The organism is Algoriphagus winogradskyi (assembly GCF_900182815.1).
GTDB lineage: Bacteria > Bacteroidota > Bacteroidia > Cytophagales > Cyclobacteriaceae > Algoriphagus > Algoriphagus winogradskyi.
Genome location: NZ_FXUA01000004.1, coordinates 309,819 through 327,351, shown reverse-complemented (window position 1 = coordinate 327,351; position 17,533 = coordinate 309,819). Strand labels below are relative to the sequence as shown.

Here is a 17,533-nt window from a genome sequence, read left to right as displayed (position 1 = left end):
GATCTGTTCAACTCGTATTTATACTGGCCTTATTTCAGGAATAATGAAATCAAATGGAATAAAGTAACTGTTAGTTCTTCCTTCTAAAGCAAGACTCCTGCTCTGTAGGGAGCGAAATTCTGCAACACGTCCGGCAAAATATCTAGTATCTACTCCAGGGTATTCTCTCACGAATGGTTTGTAGTGATCTTTAAATTCCCTTTTTTTTGTGAAATCCGACTTTATGATATGAACCATGATTTCCCTCGATTGGTCAGTGCTAGCCAAAAAATCATAGATCCCAGCATCTAAAGTTTTATGCTTCTTCCTAATTACACTGGTGTAACTAATCAATGGAAGAAAAGGGGCCGGACCATAATGGCCAACCATAGTATGGTCTGAAGATGATTGACAACCTAGTTTTATAGACCAGGAATCCATTGTATCAATTGATGGCAAATTCAGTTTAACGCCCAAATCATAAAATTCCCTTCTTATAGGAGGCAGGAAACTATGTGAACGAATTGGAATCTTTTTGTTAATCGCCCAGCTATGAATAGAATTGAAGAGAGGATAAGTAAATGTATGGACATCATGATGAGAAGTCAGGTGGGCAGGTTCTCTCTTGAAAACTCTTTTAAATTTGATGTATTGGGATTCTAATTCATGCATGGCTTGTGTTACATAGGCATCAGTACCATAGTTACTATCCAAACCCTTATATTCAGGAAAGTACCCATTTTCGTCAACAAGATTTTTAACTTCTTCAATTGGAGAAACAGGTTTGCCTGATGTAATAGTATAGTGCAGCCCTACGTGAGTTGTATTGGCTAAGGGCGTAGAAGATCCGATACTATGTGTTTCATTGAGAAATTTATTCAGACTTTCTAACTGCTCATCATCAGCATTTTCCATACGGTTAATCAAGACAGCTATTGAATTTATCCATCCGTTTTTTAAGGCAAGTTTTGCTCCAAGATCTATCTCTTTATTTACTCCTATATCGTCGGCAGTCACTAGATATTGTTTAGCCAATATTGGGATATTTTGGCTTGAAAAAATAGCTCCACTCCATACAAAAGTACGGTTAGTCAATACATACCAAATATCGATCCCCCGATGAACTTCACCACGAATAGCATGCGAAATTTCTACATCCCATCTAGGTTGAAGTTCCTGAGATTTAGGAGCGTTTACAGATGGTTTGAAAATTCTGGTATTCACCAACTTAGTTACAATTCCTTTATAAGTAGCCATTATCCTACTGCTTTGGTGTTTTTAGTCTCTGTGGAAGTAGAAGTGCCTGAGGATGATGGATCCGCAGGCTGTAGTGAAGTTCTTACGCGCATCAGCTTACTGAGCAGATCAAACCAAAAAGGTGCTCCCAAGGATATCGCAAAAGCTGTGATTAAGAACCCTATCCAATTCAAGAATTTTATGTCTTTAAAACTGATGTCTGTGACAGAAAAAACAAGATTATTTTCTTGTAGCTTTTTATCAAAATATTGCCTGTTATTATCAAGTTTCACACTATCCAAGGTTTCATTGTTAGCTATTAATTCTTTAGCACCTTCCACATAAATTGCTCTCAAATCTTCATTTTTTGACAATTCCATAGCTAATTGGATGGTATCAACTTTAAATGAACAAGCTATTATAAAACCCAGGATAAAAGTAAGAAGTGATAACTTCCGCTTATACCAACCCGAAATTCTATCCATTTGCTCATTATACCATTGCTCAAGTAGTCCCTTGAATTTTTCTATGTCGTCACCTGCCTCATTCCAAAGTAGATTAAATTGATATTTGGTATCTGCTCCTATGCTAAAGTCTTTCGGGAGAAACGGATTCTTGGTCTTGGTACGGTTCTCCAATTCCAATTGAAGGTAAGAAAGCTCTTGTTTTGCTGATTCAATTTCAAATTCGTCTACAGATTCAAGCCCTTTTAGAACCTTGATTTCTTCTTTTAATTCCCTGATATCAGCTTCTAGCTCTTCCAATTCAAACTTTGGAATTATTCCCAATGCTGCATTAATATTCTCGACTTGATTGCTATTAGTACCTTTTTGTAATAAATCAACCAAGGTTGAACTGAAACAATCTGAACTTATATAGGAAGGCTTACTATTGATTCCTTTTGGCCCTAGGTACCTAATGGAGGGATGACTGTAAAAGGCTTTTGTAAGACCACTGTTGGTCTTGGCCCAAAATAAATTTACAATGGTATGGTTTGCTTTATTGGATTCATTTTCGTCTGCCAATAAGCGCTCAATTCCAGCCATCAAATTTTTAGCTCTTGAACTAAAAATTGAAGTAAGGGATTCTATCAAAGTCATTGTAAAGAGGCTGTACAAAAGAAAGATGAAAACCAAACTGATAAAAGTATCCAATACTATCAATCCTGTCATATTCGGTAAAGTTTAAAAATTTTCAGAAAAAGTATTCAAATCAAAGGATCTACAAATTAGCTATTTTTGAGAAAAGAATCATATAACTAGTTGTTTTTCAACATCCTTAAAATTGATATACCTAGTTGGGATTTAGAATAATCTAGTTGTTCGTTTAATATTGCTAATCATCATTTAAAAAAGTTTTGGAACTCCTTTAAGCGTATGTTAGTCAATTTTAATTAGCTAAAAATCACAATGAAAATTCATTAACCTATATAAAATGGATTTTCAAAATCAGGTGTTAAACATAGTTCAACTACTTCTCATAATCCAACACCCGATTAGCCCAAGGAATAAAATGCTGCATATTCGGTCCATCGGTATGTCCTCCATCGTGCTGTCTCCACGCTAAATCTCCGTCCAACATATCAGTATTATAAGGCGGCATTTTTTCTTTCATATAATCATTTGATACGCCGAGATCAGTTGCTCCTAATAGTTTGTAAGCTACCCCAGCAGCCACAACAGCCATGTAACTCCCCTTTTGATCCAGCCATTTTGCATCTCCACTCTCAGGAATGCCATAACTCACAAAAACTGGCCTAGGAGCACATAATGCTAACATATCATGAGAATCAACTGTAAGATCACAACCATCCATTCTTCCAAAAACCGACTCTTCAGCACCATATTTCATGTAGTTCCCAGCCATCCAATAGTTTTCTCCACCTGTAAGGCTTTCTACTGCTTCACCAAAAACACGTCTATGTAGAGTGGTGCCGCCTTTTCCAGATGACCCGATTAAAGCTGTCGCAAAACGGGGCTCAAATGCCATCGTTACTAAAGCTGCTTTTCCATATCGGGAAACACCTTCAATTCCAACTTTTTTAGCATCAACCAAAGGTTCTGTTTCCAAGAAATCCAAGGCTCTGGCTGCACCCCAAGCCCAAGCCCGAAGTGCTCCCCAATCTTCCGGAGATCTAGGTTGACCTTTGTTCACCAAACCAATTATTCCTCTAGTAATCCCTGCGTGATTGTCCGCCTGTATAGTGCTCGGGTCAATAGTTACATAGCCCCATCCAGCAGCCAGCAATTGCTCTGTGGATGGAGAATCTCCATTTGGAGCTGGCGCAAAGAAGTTTGGACCAGGCAAACGAGTCACTGGATTGTAAGCAGGATATTTATCAAAAAGTGCTTGCAAGGAAGGATCGTTCTTAATCATCATCTCCTTAAAAGATGTGTTCAAAGTTTCCATATCCTCTCCGTTCGGTTGTGCCGGTGCGGGAAAAGATGGACGACCAAACATCATCAGAACAGGAACAGGACCTTTAGCATTCGCAGGAACGACGAGCATCATATTAATATCCACTTCAATCAGAGGATATGAGCTATTATCTACATGGCCGATAATCTGCTTAGCGATCACAGGGGTCCTTGCCACAAATTCCCGATCAGTGATTTTCACTTCCCAGTTCACATCAGGAATATTTTCTGGAAGTTTGCCGTAAACTTCACGTTCTAAAGCATCCACCAATTCAGGTCTTCGAGTTTTCCACCACATTTCTTGGGATGTCACTTTTTGATCTGCGTTTGTTATCAAAATATCCGGTAGTTCTGGGCATGGGTTTGCTTTTGCCTCATCGTAATTTGCCGCATTTGGAGCAGATTCATTTCCGCTTGGCCCGGGTCGAAGCACTTTGATACCCAACTGCTGCTGCATATTGGCGTGATCCTGTTCATTGGTAAAAGTAACAGGTGCGGGATATTTGCTTGCGTCAATTTTGGTCGTTTGAGCATTGGCAAAGCCGCCAATTCCAAGCATTAAGGTTATAATAATTGTCTTTTTCATAATAGGTTTCGGGTATATTGAGCGTATTAGTTCTGGTGTTCCTTCACATGTTTTGCTGCTTCCAGCATGGTTGTGGTCCAGATGGTTTCCTCATTTTCTGCCAAATAGTCAATAAGCATCTGGTGCGCTTCCAATGACACATTTAAGTTATGCTCACCTCCTACTCCATGAAAAAGGAAGGTTATCAGTGCATTTTTTTCTTGCGCTTCTTTTACCAATTGAATCAATTCTGCACCTGATTCTCCATTGATTCCATAGCTATCTACATTGAGAAGATTTATATTTCCAATCAAATTCAATGCTCCTCGAACTCCTCTGGAAGCTACAAAATCACCTTTGATATCCTCCATGAATGAACCTTCGCCAGTTGCTGTATCTCCACAGGTATAGGCAAAAGTCCGCTCCTTTTTACCATCAAGTGTTTCCAAAAACACATTGGTCATTCGGATTTCCTTCAGAATTTGGGCTGTCGTGTAGTTATGCAAATCGTTATCTGGACTTACCCAGGATCTTCCAGGTAATGAAGCATCACAAGGATGATATAGTGTGTGATTGCCTAATTCATGTCCTAATTCGGCTGCTTTTCTCCAATCATTTATTCGATTCTTACTTCCATCAAAGAATGCTGAGAGGTAAAATGTACCCTTGAGCCCATGAGCTTCTAGGGCAGGAACTACATTGTCTAAATGTACATTCAGCGCATCATCGTATGTGAGGACTACAGCAGCTTGTCTACCTTGCCAAAGTTCATTTGAAGTGGATGCTTGTTGTGCAAAACTGTGATAGGATACACAGATTAATCCCAGTGATAGGATTTTAAAAATTGATTTCATTCTACAGGTTTTAGGTTGGGCTCATTGAAATTAAACCTAAGTTGGACACATAGCTTGTTGAACTACAATCTGCTAGTATTATCTAGGTTTATTATCAATTTAGATACAAAGTATCTTTTGCCTTGCTTCCATGCAAACCAACCAACACTTTTCTTGAAGTCAACTAAGAGGCTTAAGCTTAGGTCAACTCCTCAATTCTGCCCTCGTAATCAAATTGCAAATCCTCATGCAATCCAGAGATTAGTTTAACTGCTTTTGCTAATTGCATTTGATAGATATTATCCAACACCTGATTTCTATGGCGCAAAAAGCCATATTCCTTAAGCTTTTCGCAGAAAAACAACAACACTTCTATTTGATCAGTTTTGACTTTACTGAGCTTAAGTAGCTTGTTCATCTTTCGGCGAAGCTTTTGAGCTGACTTTTTTGCATAATAGGAATGATCACCTCTTGCAGTTTGAAAATCGAGCTCCAACTCTTCCTGCACCATTTCTACATACAGTTGTGGTTGGTCTTTCTCGTTAAGTTTAAAAAATAGGTAAGACTTATTATCTCTACTGAATTTACTAAGATCTGCCACCAATTCGATCAATTCCTTCTCATTGAGAAAGCTGAGTTCTTTTTTGAGTTGTGCTAGACTTGGGATTTTCATTGGTCAATGGTGTGATTAATAACTTCAAATTTTAACATAATATATTGATCAAGCTTCATTCATCGCAAAATTCCATGCTTCGTAAAACAAATAAATATTTACGAATTTCAAACCTTAGCCTCCGTTCACATTTATTCTTTTGATATTGAAAAAACAGAAGCCTAACTTAAATCACGAAAGCTTACAGATTATCTATCTATGAAAGAATTTAAAGCCATCATTGAGGCTTATGAGCAATATAAAGTAGCTGGAAAGAATACTGCGCTGGCAACAGTAGTCCAGGTGGATGGCTCTGCCTACCGACGACCTGGGGCGAGAATGTTAGTGTCCGAAGATGGTGAATTGACAGGCGCTATAAGCGGTGGCTGTCTGGAGGGGGACGCGCTACGCAAAGCTCAAACTGTAATTTTCCAGCAGAAATCGATGTTGGTTACGTACGACACTACAGACGAAGATGACCAAAAGTTTGGAGTTGGACTAGGCTGTAATGGAATTATTCATGTATTGATAGAACCCATTGATTATCAAAATACTATAAATCCAATAGAGTTGTTGAAAATCGCTCTCCAAGATCGGGTTTTCAGTAGATTACTTACAGTCTTTTCTGTCAAATATTCTAAGCAAGAACAGATTGGAACAAAGATACTTTTTAAGGAAGATCAAACTTTTGGAGATGCTGAGTCTATCGAAAACTCTGTCTGGCTTCGAATAGAAGAAGAGGTAAATTCTTTTAATTCAACCACACATATAATCCGAAAATATGAGGAACTGGATGACATTCAAGTATTTTATGAAGTAATAAAGCCTGGGATTAGAATCTTGCTTTTCGGCGCTGGAAATGATACAATTCCACTTTCCAAAATTGCCAATGTCTTAGGTTTTGAAGTAACTCTTGTTGATGGAAGAAAGAATTTAGCCGCTACTCATCGCTTTCCTAACGCAAACAGGATTGTGACCGGATCAGGAGATGAAGTAGTCCATGAATTGGAAACAGACGCATACACTGCCGCGCTTTTGATGACCCACAATTTTGAATATGAAGCTCAGGTGCTAAAAGACCTTTTGCCTTTAGACCTGCCATATATTGGAATATTGGGTCCAAAGAAGAAATCTGAAAAGTTGATTGAGCGTTTGGAAAAAGATGGACCAGCTGTAAATCAGAATGCTATCTATTCTCCCATGGGTTTGGATATTGGGGCTGAGGGTTCGGAAGAGATTGCTTTGTCCATTTTAGCAGAAGTGAAAGCGGTTTTGGCAAAAAAACAAGGTACCTTTCTGCGAAATAAGAAAGGCCCAATACACGATTAAACTCATGAAAACAGGAATTATCATACTAGCAGCAGGAGAATCAACCAGACTTGGCTATCCAAAACAGATAGCAAAATATAAGGAAAAGACCTTGCTTCAACTCGCTATTGATGCTGCAAATGATGCTAAAGTGGATAAAAGAGTTTTGGTGCTGGGTGCAAACCGTGACGAAATCAAGAAGACTTTCCCAGGAGCAAGCATTCCTAATATTCCTAATCAACACTTCGAAAAAGGCATGTCATCCAGCATAAAAGTTGGACTTGAATACATGTTGAAGTTCGACAAGCCTGATCAAGTGATTATAATGCTTTGCGATCAGCCTTTTGTGGATGCGAAGATCCTAAATAAGCTTATTGCGACTCAGAAGAAGGAAGAAAAGGGCATTGTAGCCTGTGCATATTCCAAGACATTTGGCGTTCCTATTCTATTTGGAAAGGCTTATTTCAAAGAATTGATGGAGCTTAAAGGTGATGAAGGTGCAAAGAAAATTGCAATGGCGCACGAAGATGATATGATTACTGTAGCCTTCCCAAAAGGCAAAGTTGATATAGATACTGAAGAGGACTTGAGGGACTTGAATTTGTAATGTAGTATCCCGCTAAGGCGCAACGGCGCAGTTTTTTTTCTCGCGGCGGCGCAACGGCGCAGCGTTCTTTTAACCTTTGAGGTGTCATTACGAATGAGGAACGTAGGAGAAATCTCCTCGAAGGTTTTGAAATAAATTATGGTCACTATAATTAAACGAATTACATAAAATTGAGCGATAAAAGCATTTCAGGGTATCATGCTATCGAATCTAAAATTAGAAACTACTTTAATTTTAAATATCCAGTATTTTACCACCTACAATTTATTGTTTATCCTATTACTTTTATTCTCTGGCTGTTAGGTTCTCTGTTTGGATTATACATCTACATAAGCGAAAAGAATTTTGGGAGCATAATTTGGTTAATTTTTTGGAGTATTGGTGGATGCTTTTCTTTCTATTGGGGTATATGGTACAAAGGAGGGAAACAAATAATCAAAATAGATATTCAAGGTATCGTGGTTTCAAAAAAGTTTTTGTTCTATCATCGTTCAAAATTGGTTCCTAAAGAAAATATTTTAACAATTGATTATAGAGAGCTTAAACCTTACAATATTTTTACTGGGAGGGATATTGAAATTAAAGAAAGATTAGGTTGGCTAGTAATTAATGGTGATTCTAATTATGCTAGCAATTCCTATTTATATCAAATTGAAGATTTAGAAGACCTGATCAACGTTTATTTATCAGTCTATAAAACAGATAAGTAGGTCAGTGTAAAACCAGATTGACTTTTTCTTCTTTGATTCGACAAAATTATAAACTTCGTGCCTTTGCAACTTTGCGGGAAAATAATTCGCCGTGCCGTTGCGTCGCCGCGAGAGATTATATCCCTCTTAAATCCCCAACAACTTTCTCCACCCATTCTACAGTATCCAACACATCCTTCTCAGTAGTATTCCTTCCTAAGCTAAAACGAATAGAGGCTCTTCCTAGGTCTGAATCTAAACCCATCGCTTGTAGAACGTGAGATGGTTTTGGAGAAATGCTGGTACAGGCAGAACCTGAGCTTACCGCGACTTTCTGGCAAACTTTGCGGAGCAAATCCTCCCCTTCTACTCCACCGAAAGCAATATTTGTTACATGAGAAAATCTATTCTGACTTCCATTCAAAAAAGTGTCTTCTAGTGATAATAGTTTGCTTTCCAGCAGATCACGAAGCTTTTCCAGTCGATTTGATTCCGCTTTCATTTCCGACATTATTAACTCAGCAGCTTTACCCAAACCCACAATTCCGGGGACATTCAATGTTCCACTTCTAAAACCTTTCTCATGCCCGCCTCCATGAATCTGTGCTAGGGGCTTAGGCAATGAATGGTTATGTCTGACGTATAGTGCTCCTATCCCTTTCGGGCCATAAAGTTTATGTGCTGAAATAGCCATCAGGTGCACACCCTCAACAGAGATTGGGATTTTGCCTGCTGCTTGCACTGCATCAGTAAAGAAGACTATTCCCTTTTCTTCTGCCAATTCTGCTATTTCGGTGATTGGATGAATGATACCAGTTTCATTATTTGCCCACATCAGGCAAATCATTTTGGTGTTCGGAAGGATGCTTGCTCTCAGATCAGCTAAGCTGATATTTCCCTGTTTATCTACAGACAAATATGTAACCTCTGCCCCTGCTTCCTCAATGGATTTCATGCAGTCTAATACTGCTTTATGTTCTGTCTGGCAAGTAATGTAGTGTTGCTTTTCACCGTTGAAAATCTCGAAAGTTCCTTTGATTGCAAGGTTAATTGCTTCAGTAGCGCCAGAAGTAAAAATGATTTCCTTGGCCTGTGCCCCAATCAGATTTGCCACATTTTCCCTAGCTTCATCTACAGCATTTTCAGCCATCCAACCAAAAGCATGTGACTTGCTCGCTGCATTGCCAAAATGTTCTCCAAACCATGGAATCATAGCTTCAATTACTTCTGGAACACAAGGAGTGGTAGCGTTGTAATCAAGGTAAATCGGGTAATTCATGAGTGCAAAATAGGGATTTTTTAAGCGTGAGGAATTACATATATCAATCATAATTCACCTTGTCAGTTAAATGATGAACAAACAATAATTGACTAATTTTAGCCCATGCAAGAATCATGGACCTTAACACTCCCCTCATCGGAAAAGCCAACTTCAGAAGAACTCAAGAAGGTTTTAAGAGAAAACCAAAAAGATTTGGGAATCTTTCTCTCCTATTATTTCAGGAAAGAAGGTGCTCATACCGAGAAGGTGGATTTGGCTTCTGATATTAATTTCCAGGATGAAATCTCAGGTGATTTTGAATTGGAATTTGACCTCATCCACTACAATGCTTGCCTAGCGATCCATGATCAAAAGCGGGAAAGTATGAAAATTACCTTTGAAATTGAAGGAGTCAATATGAATCTCAAAGGACCTTATTGGCCCGAGAGAGAGATGGATGAGATTTAGAGTTAGTATCAAGTAGCAAGACATAAGTATTTAGACTTAAGACATAAGAAGTGAGAGGCAAGAGTAAAGATTACAGTCTCATTGATAAACTACTTGCGGCATTAAAATCAAATAAAAAGCACTTCCAAAAATTTATGGAAGTGCTTTTCTTTTAGTTCTTGAATCTATTTTCTTGATTCTTTAATCCTGTTACTTGATTCTAGCATCTAGATACTTATATCTAACGTCTTGATACTTTTTAAGCTCTTTTTATACCTAACTTAAGGTCAGTGAATTCCTTTTGCTCGATAAAAGGCTGACTTCTCAATCTCCTTTCAGTGGCACTAAAGATAGCATTTGCGATAGCTCCACCTGTTGGCGGCAAGCAAGGCTCACCTAGTCCAGTTGGGTCAAAGCCACTGTCTACGTAATAGGTATCCACTGCAGGAACTTCCTTCATTCTGATCAATCGGTATTTATCAAAGTTCGTTTGTGTAGGAAGTCCTCCTTCGAAGGTCAGGTTTCCATACATCGCATGCCCCATTCCATCGACCACTCCACCACGAACTTGGTGGTCAGCTCCGGTAGGATTTACCACCATTCCACAGTCGGTAATCACATGAATCTTTTTTAGAGATGGAGTACCGTTTTCCATTTCAATATCAGCTACTTGTGCGACATAAGTTCTGTGTGAAAAATAGACCGAGAAGCCTTGTTTAACATTCGGGTTTTTACCCCAATTTGATTTCTCAGCAGCCATTTTTGTAACTCCAATCATTCGGTCCACATCATAGCGAAGTTCTCCACCTACAGGATTTGCTTTGGCTTTTTGGAACAATTCCATTCTGAATTCCACAGGATCTTTTTTGGCAGCAAAGGCAACTTCATCCAAAAATGACTGATCCGCGTATGCCAAGAAATTGGTAATCGGAGCTCTCCAAGCATTTGTAGTAATGGATGATTCATAATTGACATTCTCGATCAGAAGGTTATCAACTGCCCCAGCCGGAAAATTATGTTCTCTAGTGCTGTTTCCAGCATTCATTCCTACTCCTCTGAGTTTGTAGCCAATCATATTCCCATCTGCATCCAATGCCGCTTCAAATCTATAGCGAACAGCTGGCCGGTAAGCTCCTCCAGTCAGGTCATCTTCTCTGCTCCATGTAAGTTTCACTGGAGCATTCATCATTTTGGAAACGTGAACAGCTTCAGATACATAATCTGCGCGAAGTCTTCTTCCAAATCCACCACCTAATCGGGTGATTTCTACTGAAATATTCTCAGGAGCAATTCCAGTAACTTCTGCAGCAGCCCTTCTGGCACTTTCAGGAGTTTGTGTTGGTCCTATCAATTCCACTTTGTCTGCCTGCACATGCGCAAAGAAATTCATTGGTTCCATAGGCGAATGTGAAAGGAAAGGACACTGATATTCAGCAGTGACAACTTGTGCGGCATTTTTGAAAGCTGCTTGAACATTTCCGTCTTCCCGTTTTACTTCAGCCTTTCCATTTGCAAGTAGATCTTTGAAAATCTGATCGTGATCTGCCGAACTCTCTACTTTTCCATCTGCTTCATACTCCACTTTTAAGAGCTTCTTTGCTTTCATCAGCGGCCAAGTAGACGTTCCGACCACTGCCACACTATTCTCAAAAGTTACCACATCTTTAACACCAGCTACATTTCTAGCTGCGGCATCATCTATGGATTTGATTTTCATGCCAAAAGGTGCCCGCTGAATCATCGCATGTAGCATCCCCTCTCTGTAGATGTCCAATCCGAAAAGTGGCTCTCCAGTGAAAATTGCATCATTTTCAACGTTCTTTACTGGTGTGCCTATGATTTTAAAATCTTTCTTATCCTTTAAGATAATCTCTTCAGGTGCAGTCAACAAAGCTGCATCATTGGCTACTTCTCCATAACCTATTTTCTTTCCGCTGGCTTTGTGGTAAATAATCCCTTCAGACGTACTCAACTCGTCAGCTGAAACCTCCCATTTTTTCGCAGCAGCAGCTACCAAAAGAAATTTAGCTGTAGCCCCGGCTTTGCGAAGCCGCTCCCATGAATGAGGCATAGCTCCGGATCCACCGGTTAATTGACGCTCATACTTATCTGTATCGAGATTTGCCTGAAGCACTCTTACTTTGCTCCAATCCGCATCCAATTCCTCAGCTACAACCATTGGAAAGGAAGTTTTGATGTTTTGTCCTAATTCAGGGTTAGGAGAATAAATCACGATATCTCCACTAGGTGCAATACTCAAGAATGCATTGAAATTCTTGGCATTTGCGAGTACTTCTTCAGTGCTGAGCACATCCATTTTTGGCGAATCGCAGCTCATCCAATTAAAGCCAATAAATAGACCTCCAGCCGTAGTTCCGGCTATTTTAAGGAAGTCTCTTCTGTTTGTTTTTGTCAGTGTAGCCATGATTATTTGGATTTTGCAGCCATTGCAACGGCTTCTCTGATTTTATGATAAGTGCCACATCTGCAGATATTTCTATTCATCGCCTCATCTATTTCATCCATTGAGGGAGCTGGGTTCTTTTTGAGAAAAGCGGAAGCATTCATAATCTGCCCAGCTTGGCAATATCCACATTGAGCCACATCCACTTCAGCCCAGGCTTTTTGTACGGGATGATCACCATTTTTGGAGAGTCCTTCAATCGTGGTGATTTCATCTTCGGTCAAACTAGCGGCAGGTGTGATGCAGGAAAACATTGCCTCTCCATTTCTATGGACCGTACAGGCTCCACATTGAGCGACACCGCAAGAGTATTTTGTTCCGACTAATCCGAGATGATCTCGAAGCACCCATAAAAGAGGGGTATCTTCTTCTACATCAACTGAATGAGCCTTTCCGTTGATTTTGAGGTTTATAATTGCCATTGGGTTTTTAATTAAGTTTTATCCGATTAAGTTATAGAAAATCAGAAGAGTATAGAAACCGATTGTATAAAATTAGTGGCTAAATCTCTCGAGGCGGAGCTGAGTTATTAAGTACACCTCTCTTTATATATTGAAAAAAGCTCCACATTTATTAAAGTTTAAAATCGATAAAAAAATCACTCATCTCGCACCTTTTACAGTTCATTTCAGTTAAAGCCAATAGTTTAATCCCCGCTTTTACGGCTCTATATGCTTAAGTTTTTCCTTAACACACTAAAATATCTAATGATCACCGTCATTTCCCTCATAGTCCTCGTCGTCATTGTCGTTATATTATTTGTAAATCTTAGTCCTCAATTTGGCGCAAATCCTTCCAAAGAAAAGGTTCTTCAGTACGAAAAATTGGACTATTTCGAAAATGGGAAATTCAGTAATCTGATGCCCACCAACATGGACATGGATTTTACTGAAGCTATCAAAATGCTTCCGGAGTTTTTCAAAAATGATCCTTCCAGACGTCCTGATTTTGAATTACCAATTGAGCACCGGGATTCTCTGGAATTGGTAAATAAAGATCATCCCACTCGTCTGGTTTGGTTTGGACACTCTTCTTTTTTGCTTCAAATCGATGGAAAGACCATACTTATAGACCCAATGTTTGGGGAAGTTCCTGCTCCGAATCCGCTCTTAGGTAAGAAACGCTACAGTAAAGAGCTTCCAATACAAGTTGAGAAGTTACCACAGATCGATATGATCATTATGTCCCATGATCACTACGATCACTTAGATTATGAATCTATTCAAAAGTTGAAGGATAAGACCAAGTCTTTTTATATGCCATTGGGCATGGGAGCACATTTCGAGGATTGGGGCGTTGATGCTTCGAAAATCCATGAATTAGGATGGTGGGATGAGATTCAGGCGGATGGCTTGCTTCTAGCTCTCACTCCTGCTCGACATTTCTCTGGCCGAGGTTTGAACAATCGTTTCTCTACCCTTTGGGGATCCTGGGTAATTCAAGGAGAATCTGACAATATTTATTTCAGTGGAGATAGCGGATATGGTCCGCACTTTAAGCAGATTGGTGAGAAATATGGCCCATTCAACTTTGCAATGATGGAGTGTGGTCAATACAATGAGCGCTGGACAGATATTCATATGGTGCCGGAGGAAACAGCTCAAGCAGCTCAGGACATACAAGCAAAAACCTTTATGCCAATACATTGGGCAGCATTTACTCTGGCTATGCACTCTTGGACTGATCCTGTAGAACGGGTTATTGCCAAGGCTAAAGAAATAAATCAGCCGATCTACGTTCCTGAAATTGGAGAATTTATTGAATTGGATAAAAATCTGCAGACCGGAAGAAAATGGTGGTTAGAACCCTCCTCGATTTCTAATACGATGATTTCCAAGCAATAGAATTTTCATTCTTATCCTATTTCTAGGGCTTTTCCAGAAATCAAAGAAAGTCTAACCTGAAATCACTTTCCTGTAATGGGAATGTTTTGAGGCATTTTTCCTAATTTGACATTTTGAAATAAAACAAAAAACAACCTAAAAAACCTATGGCTCAGACTATCAAAGCAGCTATCGTGGGAACCGGATTTATCGGCCCAGCTCATTTAGAAGCACTTAGAAGAATTCCTAACATCGAGGTAACTGGCCTTGTAGAAGTAAATCAGGAAGTGGCAGATGCCAAAGCCGCAGAGCTTGGAATCCCAAATGCTTACACTTTTGATAATATGTTGAAAGATGAAAGCATCGATGTAGTACACATCTGTACTCCTAATTTCCTTCACTTTCCGCAGGCAAAAGCATGTATGCTAGCAGGCAAGCATGTGGTTTGTGAAAAACCTTTGTCGATGACGATTGAAGAAGCTGAAGAGCTTGTGAAGGTGGCGAAAGAAACAGGATTAATCAACGCAGTTCACTTCAATTTGAGATATTATCCGATGGTTCGCCAGATGCGAGTAATGCGTCAAAAAGGTGAATTGGGAGATGTGTACTCAGTAATGGGTTCCTACCTTCAGGATTGGCTGATTCACAAAACTGACTATAGCTGGAGATTAGATCCTAAGCAGTCAGGTGGTTCTAGAGTAGTAGCTGATATAGGTTCTCATTTGTTGGATATGACTGAATATGTGACTGGTTTGAAAATCACTGCTGTTATGGCTGATTTCTCTATCGTCCATCCTACTCGTTTGAAACCATTAAAAGCTGTGGAGTCCTTCTCTGGAAAAGCGCTTGATCCTAAGGATTATGAAGAATATGAAGTAACCTCTGAAGATTACGCTACAATTATGCTTCGCTTTGACAATGGTCGAACTGGATCTATCGTAGTAAGTCAGGTAAATGCAGGCCGTAAAAACCGCTTGAATATTGAGATTTCTGGTTCCAAATCAAATATGGAATTCAATGCTGAGAAGCCAAATGAACTTTGGATTGGTCATCGGGATAAAGCAAATTCAATTTTAATGAAAGATCCAGCTTTGGTGGATGAAGGAGCTCGTTCATTGGTATCCTTCCCAGGAGGTCACCAAGAAGGCTTCCCTGATACTTCAAAGCAACTTTTCAAAGAAGTTTATGCAGCTATCAGAGATGGCAAACAGCCAGAAGCCCCTACTTTCCCAACTTTTGCTGACGGCTTGAGAGAGTTGATTATTGGTGAAGCTATTGTGGAAAGTAATACCAAGGAAGCTTGGGTGAAGATTTAAAAAGAATGTAGGATGTCGGGTGTTGGATGTCCGATGTAGCGCTAGAGTTATTCATAACATCTTTAAAACATCGTACATCCGACATCTGTCGATATTCATAGAATAAGAGACGTTCTATTTTGATAAAAAGTCGTATTTTGAAGGCAAATCTAAAACCAATGACAATGAATTTAAAAAAGACTTTACTTGCAACAGCCCTGATGGCCTTTATCGGTCTTGCGGCATTTGCACAAGAGAAAGCTAGTCCAGCCAAAACCGCAGAAGGTACTGTAGGTGATGCTAAAATCACAATCAATTACTCTTCTCCTGCAGTAAAAGGCCGAATGATCTGGGGAGACTTGGTCCCTCTAGGAGAAGTATGGAGAGCAGGTGCGAATGAAGCTACTACTTTCACTACTACAAAAGACATCATGGTAGAAGGTAAAAAACTACCTGCCGGAACTTATAGTTTCTTCGTGATTCCAGGTGAAGCTTCTTCTACTTTTATCTTCAACAAAGTTGCTAAGCAATGGGGAGCATTTGATTATGATTCCGCTGAAGATGTCTTAAGAGTTTCTGTTCCTTCTGGACAAACTTCTACTCTGGAAGAGCGTTTGGTGTACGAAGTAAAGCCAGCGAGCTTTGAAATCAGATGGGAATACGGAAAAGCTTCTGCGAAGCTAGGATCATAAGATTCTCAATCTTAACGAATTTGAAACCACGGGATTTATCTCGTGGTTTTTTTATGAAAATATTTACCGTGGTAACTCGCTGAGGTTTTGCAAAGTAACTATTGATAGTCTTACAATAAGATCACTTTCAGAAGCAAATACGCTTCAATTAATGGGCTCTTTTTTAAACAATATGCGCTTACGGGGAATTAATACTTTGATTTACATTCAGAAGATTTTTATGGAAGCTGTATTCCCTAGTTAAACTCAATATTTGCTAAAAACATAATGTGATTATCCGCAATGATGCCAGGTGCCTTAGATTCTTTGCTTATCTGGTCGGAAGACCGATGACCGAAGTGAACTCAAATATAATTTTGAACAAATTCTAGGTTGCTTTTCCCTCTTTACTGATAGAAAAAGCGGATATACATAAGACGTAAATATAAGATTCCATTGCTGGCATGTCTTTTTATGTAAATCAGTGGGTAGAAAAAAGTTTTTCTGCTCTACAGAATTGATTTAGGCAATCCAACTTATGAGCGATCAAGCAATCTCCCAAGTCAGTACAGTTACTTTGTTAAGATTTCAAGGATCTAATGCCTTCTGGATTTTTGCTCAGATGCCGAAAGCTCCAAAAAAATTCGAAAAGGTATCCGGACTCAAATTTTTCAAACTAATGGGAAGTGGGGGGAAAAATGGTTTTTCTAAAATGCTGAATGTCAATATCTATGCGCTTCACTGTGTCTGGGATTCAGAAGAGCATGCGAATGATTTTTTTCAGAGATCAACGATGTTTTCAGAATTTAAAAATAGAACAACCGAGCTGTTTACTATCTTCTTGAAGGCCACCAGAGCACATGGCCTTTGGTCAGGATCAAACCCTTATCAAACTCAGAACTTAACCCCTACTGGACCTATTGCAGTAATCACCAGGGCTAGAATAAAATTAAAGTTTCTCCCAAAATTCTGGAGTAAAGTACCCTCTTTGGGAAAAAAAGTCGATGAGGTCAATGGCTCAATTTATTCAATTGGAATAGGCGAATATCCATGGTTTATGCAGGCAACTTTTAGCATTTGGGAATCATATGAAGCTATGCACAACTATGCCTATGGAAATCCACTTCACCTCGAAGTAATCAAAAAAACACGAGAGCTAGGCTGGTACGCAGAAGAACTCTTTGCAAATTTTATCCCCTACAAAACTGAAGGGACTTGGGGTAAACTACATGATCAATTGAACGGTAAATTATAAGCTTATAATAAGTAAGGGTGAGCGATTTTTC

General features: G+C 39.3%; 16 protein-coding genes. 8 read left to right on the top strand and 8 right to left on the bottom strand.

The genetic code is table 11. The features are described 5' to 3' along the window. Positions 1–18: 18 nt before the first annotated feature. The 5 genes from QOL76_RS12880 to QOL76_RS12860 all read right to left on the bottom strand — a co-directional run bounded on the left by QOL76_RS12880 (position 19) and on the right by QOL76_RS12860 (position 5,703). On the bottom strand, positions 19–1,236 hold the full coding sequence (locus tag QOL76_RS12880) for a ChbG/HpnK family deacetylase (RefSeq protein ID WP_283413377.1): 1,218 nt from the start codon (positions 1,234–1,236) through the stop codon (positions 19–21). Further along, the gene (locus QOL76_RS12875) at positions 1,236–2,387 is read right to left on the bottom strand and encodes a hypothetical protein (protein ID WP_283413376.1); all 1,152 of its coding nucleotides are present in this window, start codon (positions 2,385–2,387) and stop codon (positions 1,236–1,238) included. The genes QOL76_RS12880 and QOL76_RS12875 overlap by 1 nt, the downstream gene beginning before the upstream one ends. A 298-nt stretch (positions 2,388–2,685) precedes the next feature. Then, entirely contained in the window at positions 2,686–4,218 is a 1,533-nt protein-coding gene (locus QOL76_RS12870) for a glucuronyl esterase domain-containing protein (protein ID WP_283413375.1), read from the bottom strand. A gap of 26 nt (positions 4,219–4,244) precedes the next feature. Continuing rightward, positions 4,245–5,051 (bottom strand): polysaccharide deacetylase family protein, encoded by an 807-nt coding sequence (locus QOL76_RS12865; RefSeq protein ID WP_283413374.1) that lies wholly within the window; start codon positions 5,049–5,051, stop codon positions 4,245–4,247. 178 nt (positions 5,052–5,229) lie between these two features. After that, entirely contained in the window at positions 5,230–5,703 is a 474-nt protein-coding gene (locus tag QOL76_RS12860; RefSeq protein ID WP_283413373.1) for a hypothetical protein, read from the bottom strand. Between the two features lie 198 nt (positions 5,704–5,901). Between QOL76_RS12860 and QOL76_RS12855 the strand changes: the two genes are divergently transcribed. The 3 genes from QOL76_RS12855 (at position 5,902) to QOL76_RS12845 (ending at position 8,307) form a co-directional block, all read left to right on the top strand. Further along, positions 5,902–7,011, top strand: a complete 1,110-nt coding sequence (locus QOL76_RS12855) for an XdhC family protein (protein ID WP_283413372.1) — start codon at positions 5,902–5,904, stop codon at positions 7,009–7,011. 4 nt (positions 7,012–7,015) lie between these two features. Then, the gene (locus tag QOL76_RS12850) at positions 7,016–7,597 is read left to right on the top strand and encodes a nucleotidyltransferase family protein (protein WP_283413371.1); all 582 of its coding nucleotides are present in this window, start codon (positions 7,016–7,018) and stop codon (positions 7,595–7,597) included. Positions 7,598–7,767: 170 nt separating this feature from the next. Continuing rightward, positions 7,768–8,307, top strand: a complete 540-nt coding sequence (locus QOL76_RS12845) for a hypothetical protein (protein ID WP_283413370.1) — start codon at positions 7,768–7,770, stop codon at positions 8,305–8,307. A gap of 115 nt (positions 8,308–8,422) precedes the next feature. Here the strand turns inward: QOL76_RS12845 and QOL76_RS12840 are convergent, their stop codons facing one another. Next, the gene (locus QOL76_RS12840) at positions 8,423–9,565 is read right to left on the bottom strand and encodes a cysteine desulfurase family protein (protein ID WP_283413369.1); all 1,143 of its coding nucleotides are present in this window, start codon (positions 9,563–9,565) and stop codon (positions 8,423–8,425) included. Between the two features lie 105 nt (positions 9,566–9,670). On the opposite strand from QOL76_RS12840, the gene QOL76_RS12835 reads away from it, so the two are divergent. After that, positions 9,671–10,015, top strand: a complete 345-nt coding sequence (locus QOL76_RS12835) for a hypothetical protein (RefSeq protein ID WP_283413368.1) — start codon at positions 9,671–9,673, stop codon at positions 10,013–10,015. Between the two features lie 238 nt (positions 10,016–10,253). Here QOL76_RS12835 and QOL76_RS12830 read toward each other — a convergent pair whose 3' ends face one another. Beyond that, on the bottom strand, positions 10,254–12,419 hold the full coding sequence (locus tag QOL76_RS12830; RefSeq protein WP_283413367.1) for a xanthine dehydrogenase family protein molybdopterin-binding subunit: 2,166 nt from the start codon (positions 12,417–12,419) through the stop codon (positions 10,254–10,256). A gap of 2 nt (positions 12,420–12,421) precedes the next feature. Beyond that, entirely contained in the window at positions 12,422–12,880 is a 459-nt protein-coding gene (locus tag QOL76_RS12825) for a (2Fe-2S)-binding protein (RefSeq protein ID WP_283413366.1), read from the bottom strand. A gap of 285 nt (positions 12,881–13,165) precedes the next feature. On the opposite strand from QOL76_RS12825, the gene QOL76_RS12820 reads away from it, so the two are divergent. The 4 genes from QOL76_RS12820 (at position 13,166) to QOL76_RS12805 (ending at position 17,502) form a co-directional block, all read left to right on the top strand. After that, a complete protein-coding gene (locus tag QOL76_RS12820; RefSeq protein ID WP_283413365.1) occupies positions 13,166–14,302 on the top strand; it encodes an MBL fold metallo-hydrolase in 1,137 nt (378 codons plus the stop codon). A 146-nt stretch (positions 14,303–14,448) separates the two neighbouring features. Then, positions 14,449–15,597, top strand: coding sequence for a Gfo/Idh/MocA family protein (locus QOL76_RS12815; RefSeq protein WP_283413364.1), 1,149 nt, complete (start codon positions 14,449–14,451; stop codon positions 15,595–15,597). Positions 15,598–15,761: 164 nt separating this feature from the next. Next, entirely contained in the window at positions 15,762–16,268 is a 507-nt protein-coding gene (locus QOL76_RS12810) for a DUF2911 domain-containing protein (protein WP_283413363.1), read from the top strand. Between the two features lie 517 nt (positions 16,269–16,785). Continuing rightward, a complete protein-coding gene (locus QOL76_RS12805) occupies positions 16,786–17,502 on the top strand; it encodes a spheroidene monooxygenase (RefSeq protein ID WP_283413362.1) in 717 nt (238 codons plus the stop codon). Positions 17,503–17,533 lie beyond the last annotated feature (31 nt).

What these genes read in the sequence shown, in the direction of transcription:
- QOL76_RS12880 (WP_283413377.1), bottom strand. Translation starts at nt 1,236, where the DNA reads ATGGCTACTTATAAAGGAATTGTAACTAAGTTGGTGAATACCAGAATT.
- QOL76_RS12870 (WP_283413375.1), bottom strand. Translation starts at nt 4,218, where the DNA reads ATGAAAAAGACAATTATTATAACCTTAATGCTTGGAATTGGCGGCTTT.
- QOL76_RS12805 (WP_283413362.1), top strand. Translation starts at nt 16,786, where the DNA reads ATGAGCGATCAAGCAATCTCCCAAGTCAGTACAGTTACTTTGTTAAGA.
- QOL76_RS12810 (WP_283413363.1), top strand. Translation starts at nt 15,762, where the DNA reads ATGAATTTAAAAAAGACTTTACTTGCAACAGCCCTGATGGCCTTTATC.
- QOL76_RS12860 (WP_283413373.1), bottom strand. Translation starts at nt 5,703, where the DNA reads ATGAAAATCCCAAGTCTAGCACAACTCAAAAAAGAACTCAGCTTTCTC.
- QOL76_RS12840 (WP_283413369.1), bottom strand. Translation starts at nt 9,565, where the DNA reads ATGAATTACCCGATTTACCTTGATTACAACGCTACCACTCCTTGTGTT.
- QOL76_RS12855 (WP_283413372.1), top strand. Translation starts at nt 5,902, where the DNA reads ATGAAAGAATTTAAAGCCATCATTGAGGCTTATGAGCAATATAAAGTA.
- QOL76_RS12815 (WP_283413364.1), top strand. Translation starts at nt 14,449, where the DNA reads ATGGCTCAGACTATCAAAGCAGCTATCGTGGGAACCGGATTTATCGGC.
- QOL76_RS12830 (WP_283413367.1), bottom strand. Translation starts at nt 12,419, where the DNA reads ATGGCTACACTGACAAAAACAAACAGAAGAGACTTCCTTAAAATAGCC.
- QOL76_RS12850 (WP_283413371.1), top strand. Translation starts at nt 7,016, where the DNA reads ATGAAAACAGGAATTATCATACTAGCAGCAGGAGAATCAACCAGACTT.
- QOL76_RS12820 (WP_283413365.1), top strand. Translation starts at nt 13,166, where the DNA reads ATGATCACCGTCATTTCCCTCATAGTCCTCGTCGTCATTGTCGTTATA.
- QOL76_RS12835 (WP_283413368.1), top strand. Translation starts at nt 9,671, where the DNA reads ATGCAAGAATCATGGACCTTAACACTCCCCTCATCGGAAAAGCCAACT.
- QOL76_RS12825 (WP_283413366.1), bottom strand. Translation starts at nt 12,880, where the DNA reads ATGGCAATTATAAACCTCAAAATCAACGGAAAGGCTCATTCAGTTGAT.
- QOL76_RS12875 (WP_283413376.1), bottom strand. Translation starts at nt 2,387, where the DNA reads ATGACAGGATTGATAGTATTGGATACTTTTATCAGTTTGGTTTTCATC.
- QOL76_RS12865 (WP_283413374.1), bottom strand. Translation starts at nt 5,051, where the DNA reads ATGAAATCAATTTTTAAAATCCTATCACTGGGATTAATCTGTGTATCC.